The sequence below is a fragment of the Aquariibacter albus genome (genome assembly GCF_014145335.1).
GTDB classification, from domain to species: domain Bacteria; phylum Pseudomonadota; class Gammaproteobacteria; order Burkholderiales; family Burkholderiaceae_C; genus Aquariibacter; species Aquariibacter albus.
In genome coordinates this window covers 96,707-109,229 of the sequence record NZ_JACIVI010000002.1, presented here as the reverse complement: position 1 = coordinate 109,229, position 12,523 = coordinate 96,707, and the positions used below count along the sequence as shown (strand labels likewise).

At 73.9% G+C, this 12,523-nt stretch carries 8 protein-coding genes; 6 read left to right on the top strand and 2 right to left on the bottom strand.

All coding sequences use genetic code 11. From position 1 onward, the window contains the following. The 4 genes from groES to H4F90_RS07970 all read left to right on the top strand — a co-directional run bounded on the left by groES (position 1) and on the right by H4F90_RS07970 (position 3,484). Positions 1 to 291 carry a co-chaperone GroES gene (gene groES / locus H4F90_RS07985; protein ID WP_182663314.1) on the top strand — a complete coding sequence of 97 codons (291 nt, stop codon included), beginning with the start codon at positions 1 to 3 and terminating at the stop codon, positions 289 to 291. Positions 292 to 361: 70 nt separating this feature from the next. Continuing rightward, positions 362 to 2,005, top strand: a complete 1,644-nt coding sequence (gene groL, locus H4F90_RS07980; protein ID WP_182663312.1) for a chaperonin GroEL — start codon at positions 362 to 364, stop codon at positions 2,003 to 2,005. Between the two features lie 140 nt (positions 2,006 to 2,145). Beyond that, positions 2,146 to 2,913 carry an SDR family oxidoreductase gene (locus H4F90_RS07975; protein ID WP_182663310.1) on the top strand — a complete coding sequence of 256 codons (768 nt, stop codon included), beginning with the start codon at positions 2,146 to 2,148 and terminating at the stop codon, positions 2,911 to 2,913. 52 nt (positions 2,914 to 2,965) lie between these two features. Beyond that, positions 2,966 to 3,484: a cupin domain-containing protein gene (locus H4F90_RS07970; protein WP_220486109.1), complete on the top strand. Its 519-nt coding sequence runs from the start codon at positions 2,966 to 2,968 to the stop codon at positions 3,482 to 3,484. A 22-nt stretch (positions 3,485 to 3,506) separates the two neighbouring features. Here the strand turns inward: H4F90_RS07970 and H4F90_RS07965 are convergent, their stop codons facing one another. Together H4F90_RS07965 and H4F90_RS07960 are read right to left on the bottom strand one after the other, a co-directional pair. Beyond that, entirely contained in the window at positions 3,507 to 4,352 is an 846-nt protein-coding gene (locus H4F90_RS07965; protein WP_182663308.1) for a carbon-nitrogen hydrolase family protein, read from the bottom strand. Further along, positions 4,349 to 8,707 (bottom strand): YhdP family protein, encoded by a 4,359-nt coding sequence (locus H4F90_RS07960; RefSeq protein WP_182663306.1) that lies wholly within the window; start codon positions 8,705 to 8,707, stop codon positions 4,349 to 4,351. Before H4F90_RS07960 ends, H4F90_RS07965 begins: the two co-directional genes overlap by 4 nt. A gap of 194 nt (positions 8,708 to 8,901) precedes the next feature. Here H4F90_RS07960 and H4F90_RS07955 point away from each other — a divergent pair, with 194 nt between their 5' ends. Beyond that, positions 8,902 to 11,808, top strand: coding sequence for a [protein-PII] uridylyltransferase family protein (locus H4F90_RS07955; RefSeq protein WP_182663304.1), 2,907 nt, complete (start codon positions 8,902 to 8,904; stop codon positions 11,806 to 11,808). Further along, positions 11,805 to 12,518 carry a rhombosortase gene (gene rrtA, locus H4F90_RS07950; protein ID WP_182663302.1) on the top strand — a complete coding sequence of 238 codons (714 nt, stop codon included), beginning with the start codon at positions 11,805 to 11,807 and terminating at the stop codon, positions 12,516 to 12,518. The genes H4F90_RS07955 and rrtA overlap by 4 nt, the downstream gene beginning before the upstream one ends. The last annotated feature ends 5 nt before the right edge of the window (positions 12,519 to 12,523 follow it).

The following is a 12,523-nucleotide window of genomic DNA, read 5'->3' as shown; positions in this document are numbered from 1 at the left end:
ATGAAGCTTCGTCCCCTGCACGACCGCGTGATCGTCAAGCGCCTCGAACAAGAAACCAAGACCGCCTCGGGCATCTTCATCCCCGACAACGCGGCCGAGAAGCCGGACCAGGGCGAAGTCCTGGCCGTCGGCCCGGGCAAGCGCAATGACAAGGGCGATTTCGTCGCCCTGAACATCAAGGTCGGCGACCGCGTGCTGTTCGGCAAGTACTCGGGCCAGACCGTCAAGGTCGATGGCGAAGAACTGCTGGTGATGCGCGAAGAGGACCTCTTCGCCGTCGTCGAAAAGTAAGCCGCGCCGCAAGCCTTCCGCTTCCGCGCCGCTCACGACCCATCCCACACACTGAATTCGGAGATCCAACATGGCAGCTAAAGACGTCATCTTCGGCGGCGACGCCCGCGCCCGCATGGTCGAAGGCGTGAACATCCTGGCCAACGCGGTCAAGGTCACCCTGGGCCCCAAGGGCCGCAACGTGGTCCTGGAGCGCTCCTTCGGCGCCCCCACCGTCACCAAGGACGGTGTCTCGGTGGCCAAGGAGATCGAGCTCAAGGACAAGCTCCAGAACATGGGCGCCCAGATGGTCAAGGAAGTCGCTTCCAAGACCTCGGACAACGCCGGTGACGGCACCACCACCGCCACCGTGCTGGCCCAGGCCATCGTGCGCGAAGGCATGAAGTACGTGGCCGCCGGCATGAACCCGATGGACCTGAAGCGCGGCATCGACAAGGCCGTCCAGGCCCTGGTCGCCGAGCTGAAGAAGGCTTCGAAGGCCACCACGACCAGCAAGGAAATCGCCCAGGTCGGCACCATCTCGGCCAACAGCGACAGCGACGTCGGCCAGATCATCGCCAGCGCGATGGACAAGGTCGGCAAGGAAGGCGTGATCACCGTCGAGGACGGCAAGAGCCTGAACAACGAGCTGGACGTCGTCGAAGGCATGCAGTTCGACCGCGGCTACCTGTCGCCCTACTTCATCAACAACCCCGAGAAGCAGGCCGCGATCCTCGACAACCCCTTCGTCCTGCTCTTCGACAAGAAGATCAGCAACATCCGTGACCTGCTGCCGACGCTGGAACAGGTCGCCAAGGCCGGCCGTCCGCTGCTGATCATTGCGGAAGAAGTGGACGGTGAAGCGCTGGCCACCCTGGTGGTCAACACCATCCGCGGCATCCTGAAGGTCGTCGCCGTCAAGGCCCCGGGCTTCGGCGACCGCCGCAAGGCCATGCTGGAAGACATTGCCATCCTGACCGGCGGCAAGGTCATCGCCGAGGAAGTCGGCCTGACGCTGGAGAAGGTCACGCTGGCCGACCTGGGCCAGGCCAAGCGCGTCGAAGTGGGCAAGGAAAACACCACCATCATCGACGGCGCCGGCGCTGCCGCGGACATCGAAGCCCGCGTCAAGCAGATCCGCATCCAGATCGAGGAAGCCACCAGCGACTACGACCGCGAGAAGCTGCAAGAGCGCGTGGCCAAGCTGGCCGGCGGCGTGGCCGTCATCAAGGTCGGTGCCGCCACCGAAGTCGAGATGAAGGAAAAGAAGGCCCGCGTCGAAGACGCGCTGCACGCCACCCGTGCCGCCGTGGAAGAAGGCATCGTCGCCGGTGGCGGCGTCGCCCTGCTGCGTGCCAAGCAAGCTGCCGGCAAGATCGAAGGCGCCAACGCCGACCAGGACGCCGGCATCAAGCTGGTCCTGAAGGCCATCGAAGCCCCGCTGCGCGAGATCGTCTACAACGCCGGTGGCGAACCCAGCGTGGTCGTCAACGCCGTGCTGAACGGCTCGGGCAACTACGGTTTCAATGCCGCCAACGACACCTACGGCGACATGATCGAGATGGGCATCCTGGATCCCACCAAGGTCACCCGCACCGCGCTGCAGAACGCCGCCTCGGTCGCCAGCCTGATGCTGACCACCGAATGCATGGTCGCCGAAGCCCCGAAGGACGAGGCCCCGGCCGGCGGCGCTCCGGGCATGGGCGGCATGGGCGGCATGGGCATGGACATGTAAGTCGGACACGGAGTGCCCGGCCCGCGCCGGGCACCGTGCCGACTTGCACCCCGGGGCCCTGTCCCGGGTGGATGTCGCTTCAGAAGGGCTCCCCTCGGGGAGCCCTTTCCTTTTCCGCCGCCGCCACCGACCATCGCGGCATGAAGCTCTCCCCCCGCTCAGACCGCCCCGTGCTGCTGGTGACCGGCGGCTCGCGCGGCATCGGGGCCGCCGTGGTCCGCGGCGCGGTCGCGCGGGGCTGGGCCGTGGCCTTCAGCTGGCGCGAGCGCGAAGCGGCGGCCCGGGCGCTGGTCGACGAGCTGAGCGCCGCCGGGGCCGAGGTCTTCGCCCAGCAGGCCGATGTCGCAGTCGAGGCCGAGGTGCTGGCCCTGTTCGCGGCCGTCGATGCGCACTTCGGCCGGCTCGACGGCCTGGTCAACAACGCGGGCCTGCTCGAACGCCAGGCCCGGGTCGAGCAGATGGACGCGGCGCGCCTTCAGCGGGTGCTGGGCGCGAATGTGGTCGGCAGTTTCCTGTGCGCGCGCGAAGCGGTGCGGCGCCTCTCGACCCGCCACGGCGGGCGCGGCGGGGCCATCGTCAACCTGTCCTCGCGCGCAGCCCGGCTGGGCGCCGCGAACGAGTACGTGGACTACGCGGCGGCCAAGGCCGCGGTGGACACGCTGACCCTGGGCCTGGCGCGCGAGGTCGGCGCCGAGGGCATCCGCGTGAATGCCGTGGCCCCGGGCCTCATCGACACCGAGATCCATGCCAGCGGCGGCGAGCCCGGCCGCATCGCCCGCCTGCAGTCCGCCGTGCCCCTGGGCCGCGGCGGCCAGCCCGAGGAGGTGGCCGAAGCGGTGCTGTGGCTGCTGTCCGAAGCGGCTTCCTACGTGACCGGCAGCGTGCTCGACGTGGCGGGGGGCCGCTGAGTCGCCCCCCGGCCTGAACACGCCCCCTCCCACCCGATTTCCCGTGCTCCCGATGCCCGCCTCGATGCCGTCCTTCCCCCTTCCCCTGTCGCGCGGCTTGGGGACCCGCCTGCTGATCCTCGCCCTGCTGGCGCCCGCCGGCCTGCGGGCCGACGAGGGTGCCGCGGCGGAGCCCCCCCGGCCGCAGGTGATCGATCCGGCCGCCCTGCCGGCCTTCTCGCCGCCGGGCCAGCCGGCCATCCGCGCGCGCTGGGTGAGCGGGGCCGAGGCCGCGCCCGGCCTGTATGCCCTGCGCGTCGAACTGGAGGCCGGCGCCCGCCTGCCGCCGCACACCCATCCCGATGCGCGCCTGACCACGGTGCTGGAGGGCACGCTCTGGGTGGGCTTCGGCGCGACGGCGGATCCGGCACAGGCCGTGGCCGTGCCGGCCGGCTCTTCCCTGCTCGCGCCGGCCGGCGTGCCGCACTGGGTGTGGGCGCGCGAAGGCGCCGTGCGCTACCAGGAACACGGCGCCGGGCCGACGGCCACGCGCTTCCTGGCACCGCCGCCGGCCGCCGCCGCGGCGCGCTGAAGATCCAGGCCGCCGCCGCGGCTCAGCCGAGCCGGCGGTGGTCCAGGGCCGGTAATTGCCGCCGGACCTCGGCGATGCGCTCGGCCGACAGCTCGGCCAGCAGCAGGCCCTCGCCCTCGGCCCCGAGCGAGCCCAGCACGTCGCCCCAGGGGTCGACCGCCAGGCTGTGGCCCCAGGTGCTGCGGCCGTTCTCGTGGCGGCCGGCCTGGGCGGGGGCGAGCACGTAGCACTGGTTCTCGACCGCGCGGGCGCGCAGCAGCAACTCCCAATGCGCGCGGCCGGTGGGCACGGTGAAGGCCGCCGGCACGAGCAACAGATCGCAGGGGGCGGGCTGCATCAGCGCTCGGTAGTGCTCGGGGAAGCGCAGGTCGTAGCAGATCGACAGGCCGATGCGCCAGGCCCGGCCGCGCCGGTCGGTGGCGGTGAAGGCCACCGGTGCGTCGCCGGACTCCAGGGTGGCCGACTCGTCGTAGCGGCGCTCGCCGTCGTCGAAGCGGAAGAGGTGGACCTTGTCATAGCGCGCCACCTGCCGGCCGTCGGGGCCGTGGACCAGGGTGGTGTTGCGGGCACGGCGCGGCGGCTCGCCGGGTGCAGCCGGCAGCCCCTCGCGCAGGGGCAGGCTGCCGCCGACCAGCCACAGGCCGTGCGTGCGCGCGGCCTCGGCCAGCATGGCCTGGATCGGTCCCTCGCCGGGGGGCTCGGCGATGTCGAGCTTGTCCTGGTCGCGCCAGCCCATCAGGCAGAAATACTCGGGCAGGGCGACCAGTTCGGCGCCGGCCGCGGCGGCCTCGGCAATCAGGGCCCGGGCGCGGGCGAGGTTCTCGTCCCGGCGCGGGCCGGCGCAGAGCTGCAGGGCGGCGATCTTCATGGCGTGCTCCGCGACGTAGGGGGGTCCGACGCACCGGCCTGCGGCGTGGGCGGGGCCTGTTCAAGGCGTTCGACCTGCGGATCGGCCCAGCCGCCGGTCACGTGGAAGGCGCGGGTGCCGGCCTCGGCCAGTGGCCGGCGCAGGAACCACTGGGCCAGGAAGGACCCGAGGCCGACCGCCGGGTTGATCGCCGCATAGGCCAGCGAGGCCGCGCCGGCATTGAACTCGGGCACCACCCAGACGCGCAGGTCCTGGGTCTCGCGGGCCAGGTCGGCCTCGCCCTCGGTCAGCACCAGGGCCTGCGGGCCCCGGGTGCGCAGGTTGCGCGTGCTGGCGATGCCCTGGCGGATGCTGACGTGGCCGTCCATCGCATCGAAGCTGAAACCCTCGGCGAAGACATCGCGAAAGTCGAGCAGCAGGCGGCGCGGCAGCGACTGCAGGCTGAGCACGCCGAGCAGGCGACCGACGCCGGGCTCGGCGCGCAGGAACTGGCCGCGGCCGACGGTGAGCTTGAGCTCGCCGTCGAGGCTGGCGTGGTCGAAATCCAGCGGCGAGCCCCGCCAGCCGAGCCGGCCGACCAGCTTCGCGCTGCCGCCACGCAGCACCTCGCCCTGGCCGAGGCGGGCCAGCAGGCGGCCGCCGTCGCGCGCGTCCAGATCGAGCTGCAGCTCGGTGCGGCGGCCGCCACCGCCGGGCCGGGCCAGGCTCCATTCGCCCTGGGCCTCCAGACGCGCCTCGGGCGTGGCCAGGCTCAGGCGGTCGAGCCGCCAGCTGCTCTCGGCCGCACGCTGCGAGGCCTGGATCTCCAGGCGCCCCAGCGGCTTGCCGCGCAGCACGAAGTCCTCGGCGACCAGATCGACCGCGGGCAAGGCCTCGCGCCCCTCGGCCGGCGCGTCGCCAAGCAGCTCGCTGACGGCCTGGGCCTCGGCCTGCGGCAGCAGCAGGCGCTCGAAGCGGGCCTGCAGCCGGCCGGTCGGGCCCTGCTCGGGCCGCCAGGCCAGGCTGCCGCTGGCCTGGTCGGCGTCGATGCGTGCGCGCCAGCCACTGTCCTCACCTGCCCCGGCGCCCTGGCTCATCGAAAGCTTGAGGCCGCTGAGCCGGCGCGCGCCCCAGGCGAGTTCGCCGGCGCGCAGCTCGATCTGGGCCGGGGGACGATCCAGGCCCGACAGGCCGGCGGCCGGGGCCGGCCCGGCCCCCATCGGCTTGCCGGGCGGCGCCTCCAGCGGCGGCAGGGCCTGGGCCGGCAGCAGGCCGCCCGCGACCTGCACGGTCTCCGTGCCGCTGAGCAGGCGCTGCACGGCCTGCCATTCGTCAAGCACCAGGCGGTCGATACGCAGCTCGGCGATGCCCCGGGGGCGCGGCTCGGGGGCCGCCCCCCCCAGGCCGAAGGCGCTGCGACGCAGCTCGCTGCGGCCCTGGGCATCGGTCTCGCGCAGCAGCCGGGCCTGCAGCCGGGGCGGGGCCCCGGCGGGTCCCAGGTCCACGCTGAGCCAGTCCTGCGCGGGGCTCACGCCCTCCAGCGGCCGGCTGCGCACGCGCAGCGGCCAGACCTGGTCGGCCCGCTTGTCCAGCGGGGCCGGCAGCTGGGCGGCGAGGCCGAGCAGATTGCTCTGGATCTCCCAGTCCAGGCCGGCCGGACCCCAGGCCAGCTGGGTGCGCCAGGCGGTCTGGCCGTCGAGGCGGCTGGCCAGGCGCGACCAGACGCCCAGCTCGGGCGCCCGGCGCAGGCCCTCGGCCGTGGCACTGCCCTGCAGCACGATGCGCGCGCGACCGCCGGGCGGCAGGCCGCCTTCCGCACTGAGCTCACCGCCCAGGGCGCGGCCGGCCGCGCCCTGCAGGGTGAAGCCCTGCTCGGTGAAGCCCAGGCCGCCACGCAGGGCCTGGAGCATCGGCAACTCGGGTCGCAGGCGCAGGCTGCCGCCGGCGAACTGAAGCTGGCCGCGCACGCTGGCCTGGGCCACGTCGTGCAGCGGGAGCTGAAGGGCGAAGTCGCCGCCCAGCTCGCCACCGGCCGTGGCCTCGGCCAGGCTGCCGCCGAGCCAGTCGCCGATCGGGGTGGCCGCCACGAAGCGCAGCCACTCCGCCGCCGGGCCGCGGACCTTGGCCTTCACGCCCAGCCGGGACTCGGGGCCGAGCCGGGGGATCTCGATCTCCCCGCCCTCCAGCGCGATCTGGCCCAGGGCCGGATCGGCCAGCCGCGCGCGCGCCTTGCGTACGCTGAACTGCCGCCCGTCGACGCGCAGCTCGCCGTCGATCGCCGCCAGCGCCGGCCAGCGCCGCTTCGGCCCCAGACCGGGGCCGGCGCCCATCCACAGGTCCCAGGGCACGTAATCGAAACGGGCCTCGCGCAGGGTGGCGCTGACGCGGAACTCGCCGCCCGCCGGCTTGCCCTCGGCGTCGGTGAAGGGAAAGTGCAGCAGCGGCCCGGCCAGGCGCAGGCGGACGTTCTCGCCCTGGCCGCCGAGCATGGCGTCCTGCAGGTAGCGGCGCAGCTCGGGCAGCAGCACCAGCGGCAGGTAGCGGGGCACGCGCTCGATGGCGACCTTGTCGATGCGCCCATCGAGTTCGAGATGGCCGGGACCGGTCTCGACGTCGGCCCGGTGCCAGCGGCCATTGAAGCGACCCTGCCAGTCGGGCGTGGCGAGATCGACTTCCCCGAAATCCACCCGCCAGCCGGCCGGTTCGCGCTGCCAGTCGAGACGGGCCTCCAGCTGGGGCAGGGGCAGCACAGGCTCGGGGAAGACCCCGGGCAGCTCGATCCGGCCCTCGCGCATCGACAGCCGGGCCTGCCCGCCTCGCTCGGTGGCCTTGAACTGGCCGCGCAGGCCGCGCAGGCCGGGGCGGCCGAGCCAGTGGCCTTCGGCGAGCAGGGCACGGCCGATCGGGTCGGTGGGCAGCGCGCGGGCGGCCAAGGCCAGCCCCTCGACGCTGCCCTCGACCTGCAGGTGCTCGGGGGCCGCGAGGCGACCGTCCCAGCGCAGGTCCAGGCCCCGCAGCTGGCCTTCGGGCGCCAGCTCGGCCAACAAGGCCTGCCAGTTCGCCGGCAGCGGCAGGCGCTCGGCCAGGCCGCGCAGCTGGGCCAGGTCGACCTGGCTCAGCGTGAGGCTGCCGCCGGCGAGCGGGCGCTGGCCGAAGAACAGCAGATCCGGCGCCGGGGCCGATGCCGCACCCTCCGCCGCCGCGGCGGAAGCCGCTGCCACCGGCGTAGCCGCGGCATAGCGCCAGTCCAGGGCGGTGGTGCTGGCCGGCCAGGCCTCGCCTTCGGCGGTGTCGAAGGCGAAGTCCTCCAGGCGCAGGCGGCCGCCGGTCGGACCATCGACCGCGCGCAGGCGGCCGCGGACGCGCCGCAGGTCCAGCGCGGCCCGATCGGGTGCGAGGCGCAGGGTGACGGCATCGAGGGCGAGGTCGAGCGTCAGGTCCTCCGCCCGGCCGTCGGCGAAATCGAGCCAGGCGCGCAGCGCGCCATCGCCGCGCTGCAGGTCCACGGGCAGGCTGAGATGGCGCGAGAGCTGCTGCACATCGGCCCGCGGCAACTCGGCGTAGAGGCTGCCGCGCCAGTGACGCCAGTCGGCCGGCGAGGCGAGCAGGCGGCCGGACTCGCCGACATGGCCCAGCGGCAGCAGCAGGGGGCGGGTCCAGTCGGCACGCAGGCTGAAGCGCTCGCCCCAGTCGGCCGGCGGGCTGGCATCGATGCGCAGCGCATGGTGGCGCACGCCGTTGTGCCACTGCAGGTCGACCCGGTCGAGGCTGAGCGGCGGGGCGGCGCGCAGCTCGTCCAGCCAGCGCAGCTGGCCCCCGACGATGCGCAGCAGGGGCTGGCGCAGCAGCCAGTCGGCCAGACGGTCGTCGGCCGGTGCGGCGGGGGCCGGGCGGGCGTCGCTCAGGGCGAGACCGCCGATCCACAGGCGGCCGGCGCGGTCGCGGCGGACGTCGAGCCGCGGCGCCTCCAGCTCCAGCGAGCTCAGCCGCGGCGGCCAGTGCAGCAGGGACGTGGGCGAGACGGTCGCGCGCAGCGCCGGCAGTTCCAGCGCCACCTGGCCCTGCGCGTCGAAGAGCTGCAGGCGCTCGATGCGCAGCTCCTGGTGCCAGGCGCGGCCACCCTGGGTGCTGATCGCGCCGATGCGCAGCGGCCGGCCGAGGGCCTCGGTGGCGCGCTGCTCCACCCAGGGTCGCCAATGGTCGATCCGGGGCAGAATGCCCCACTGGAGCACAAGCCAGAGCAGGCCCAGCACACTGGCGACGAGGATGAGGAGCCCCAGCAGCCAGCGCCCCAGTCGGGCCGGCCCGGTGCGAAACCGGACCTTCGGCGGCTTCTTTTCGGGCGAATCGGCAGGGACAGTCGGAGCGGAAGGCATGACGGAGAGAGGGCGCCTCAGGCAGTGGGCAGATCACCGGGGCCATCCGGCCGCCCAGCGGCCTGAATCCTGCTGGGCTCGGGCCGAGGCGCCGGCCCGGGGCCGGCCCGCCCTGCCCCGTCCTGCGGGCCGCCGGGTCCGCCCGACGGCGGTCTCCCTGAGCCCAATCACCCTAGCACAGAGCTGAACGCCCCATGGGCTTCACCCACCCTGCCGCCGAGCCCCTTGCACGTGACGGCCTGGCCCTGCACTCGCGCTTCGTGCAGCGCATCCATCGCCGCTACGAGGCGCTGCGGCACCAGCTTCCGCCGGGCTGGCCCGAGGCCGAGACCCTGCATGCCCTGATCGACCGGCTCCTGGCGGCCGGTCATGGCCTGGCCGCCGCACTGCGCATCACCCGCCAGCTGGTGCTCGAACGCCTGGTGGTGCTGGACACCGAGCAGGACGCCCCGCTGCAGGCCGTGACCCAGACCATGAGCACGCTGGCCGAGGTCGCGCTGCAGCGTGCGCTGGCCCGGGCCCTGGCCGACCACGACGCACGCCATGGCGCACCGCGCCGTGCCGACGGCAGCCGCTCGGCCTTCTGGGTGATCGGCATGGGCAAGCTCGGCGGCCGCGAGCTGAACGTCTCCAGCGACATCGACCTCATCTACGTCTACGACGAGGACGGCCAGACCGCCGGCCGCGCCGACGGGGGGGGCGTGCTGAGCCACCACGAGTACTACGCCTCGGTGGCGCGCCAGCTCTACACCCTGATCGGCGAGACGACCGAGGACGGCTTCGTGTTCCGCGTCGACCTCGCGCTGCGGCCCAACGGCAACTCGGGCCCGGCCGTCGTCAGCCTGGCGATGCTGGAGGAGTACTTCCTCGTGCAGGGTCGCGAATGGGAGCGCTTCGCCTGGCTGAAGAGCCGGGTGGTCGCGCCGGCCGTGGCCGACTGCGGCGATGGTCCGCTCGCCCTGCGCGAGGTCGTCGTGCCCTTCGTCTTCCGGCGCTACCTGGACTACGGCGTGTTCGAAGGCCTGCGGCAGCTGCACCGCAAGGTGCGCGACGAGGCCGCGCGCCGTGCCGCCGGGCGGCCCCAGCGGGCCAACGATGTGAAGCTCTCGCGCGGCGGCATCCGCGAGATCGAGTTCATCGTGCAGCTGCTGCAGGTCGTGCGCGGCGGGCAGTTTCCCGAGCTGCGCACGCGCAGCACGCTCAGTGCGCTGGAGCGCCTCGTCACCGTCGGCCTGATGCCGGCCGAGACCGCGCGCCGCCTGGGCGAGGCCTACACCTTCCTGCGCCGCGTCGAGCACCGCATCCAGTACCTGGACGACCAGCAGACCCAGCTGCTGCCGACCGTGGACGAGGACCTGGCCTGGATCGGCCGCAGCATGGGCCTGCGCTGCACGGCGGACGCCTGCGAGCTGCTGGAAGGCCTGGTCGCGCACCGCGAGTTCGTCGCCAACGAATTCGACGCCCTGCTGCACGACGGCCGTAGCCCCGCTGCGGGCGGCAGTGCAGGCGGCTGCCGCAACTGCGGCGGGCCGCCGCTGCCGGTCGACGCGCCGGGCTTCGCCGAGAAGCTGCCGACGGCGCTGGCCGAACGCGTGCGCAGCTTTGCCGCCAGCCCGCGCGTGGCCCTGCTGCGCGACGAAAGCAAGCTGCGCCTGGCCACGCTGATCGCGCGGGCGGCGCGCTGCGTCGGCAGCAGCGGCACGGCCGAGATCTGCCCCAGCGTCAGCGGCCCGGAACCCGCAGCGGTCCGCGAGACCGAGGCCACCGAGGGCGAGCGCGCCACCCTGGTGGCGACGCCGCAGGCCACCATCCCCGAGTCGGCGGTGCTGCGCTTCGTCGACTGGATCGAGCCGCTGCTGCGCCGCGAAAGCTACCTCGCCCTGCTGTCCGAACGGCCCGAGGTGCTGACCCGGTTGCTGCGCCTGCTGGGCCTGGCGCGCTGGCCGATGCGCTACCTGATGAAGCATCCGGGCGTGATCGACGAACTGGCCGACCCGCGCCTGATGGCCGGCCGCTTCGACCGCGGCGCCTTCCTGCGCGAGATGCAGGACCGCCACGAGGCCTGGACGCGCGGGGGCGAGGCCAGCGAGGAGGCCCTGCTCGACACCCTGCGGCGCGCCCACCATGCCGAGGTCTTCCGCACCCTGGTGCGCGATGTCGAGGGCCTGCTGAGCATCGAGCAGGTCGCCGACGACCTCTCCGCCCTGGCCGACGCGACGCTGGATGTGGCCATCCGCTGGAGCTGGCAGATCTTCAAGCCGCGGCTGCGGCTGGCCCGGCCCGAGCGCCCGCGCTTCGCGGTGGTCGCCTACGGCAAGCTCGGCGGCAAGGAGCTGGGCTACGGCAGCGACCTCGACGTCGTCTTCCTGTTCGACCCGGCGGACGAACCCGATGCCGACACCGCCGCCGAGGTCTATGCCGCCTTCGTCCGCAAGCTCATCACCTGGCTGACGCTGCGCACGGCCGAGGGCGAGCTCTTCGACATCGACACCGCGCTGCGGCCCAACGGCAACTCCGGTCTGCTGGTGACCTCGGTCGAAGCCTTCGAGCGCTACCAGACCCAGCGCGGCAGCAACACCGCCTGGACCTGGGAGCACCAGGCCATCACCCGCGCCCGCTGGTGTGCGGGCGACCCGGGCCTGGCCGCGCGGGTCGAAGCCGTCCGGCGCAGCGTGATCACCGCGCCGCGTGATGCGCAGGCCCTGGCCGGCGAGATCACCGCGATGCGCGACCGCGTGCAGGCCGCCCACCCGGTGCCGACGGGGCGCTACGACCTCAAGCACAGCCCGGGCGGCATGATGGACGTGGAGTTCGCGGTGCAGTACCTGGTGCTTGCGCACAGCGCGCGGCATGGGCCGCTGCAGGACGACGCCGGCAACATCGCCCTGCTGCATCGCGCCGAGGCCGCCGGCCTGCTGCCGCGCGGGGTGGGCGAGGCGGCCGCAGCCGCCTACCGCCGGCTGCGGCAGGTGCAGCACCGGGCCCGGCTTGACGAAGCCCCGACCCGCTTCGAGGCCCGCGATCTGGCCGGCGAACAGCAGGCCGTCCGCGCCCTCGTCCGCGCGGTGTTCGACCCCGCGCCCGGGACCGCCTCCGCATGAGCCCGCCGGTCCCTGCCCCGGCCCGGCGCCGGGGCGCCGGCATCACCGCGCATTTCCGGCCGCGCACGGCGGGCCCGGCGTCCCAGGAGCCGCTGCCGCGGCGCGATGGCGGCGCGCGGGCGGCGCTGACGCTGTGGCTGATGATGTCCGCGCTGCTGCTGCTGCCGGCGCTGCTGATCGGCGGCTCGCCGCGGCTGGACCGGCTGTCCGACGCCACCCTGGCCTGGCAGGCTCCGGTCGTGCTGGCCGAGCCCTGGCGCCTGTGGAGCGCGGCCTGGGTGCACCTGACCCCGGACCACCTCAGCGCCAACCTGATCGGGGGCCTGATGGTCGCCGCCCTCGGCTGGGCCGGACGGGTGAACCGCGGTGCGGTGGTGGCCTGGAGCCTGGCCTGGCCGGCCACGCACCTGGCCCTGCTGGTGCACGCGCCGCTGCTGCAGCACTACGCGGGCTTGTCCGGGGTGCTGCACGCGGGCGTGGCGGTGATGGCGGTGCGCATGATCACCGGCCTGGAACAGCCTCGCGCACTGCGCCGCATCGGCCTCGCGCTGGCCGTGGGACTGCTGCTGAAGATCGGGCTGGAAATGCCGTGGCGCGGCCCGATGAGCGACAGCAGCGAGTGGGACTTCCCGGTCGTCGTTGCCGCCCACGCCTGGGGCGCGGGCCTGGGCGCGGTGCTGGCCCTGCTGCTGGCGACGATGCGGCGCTGAGCACG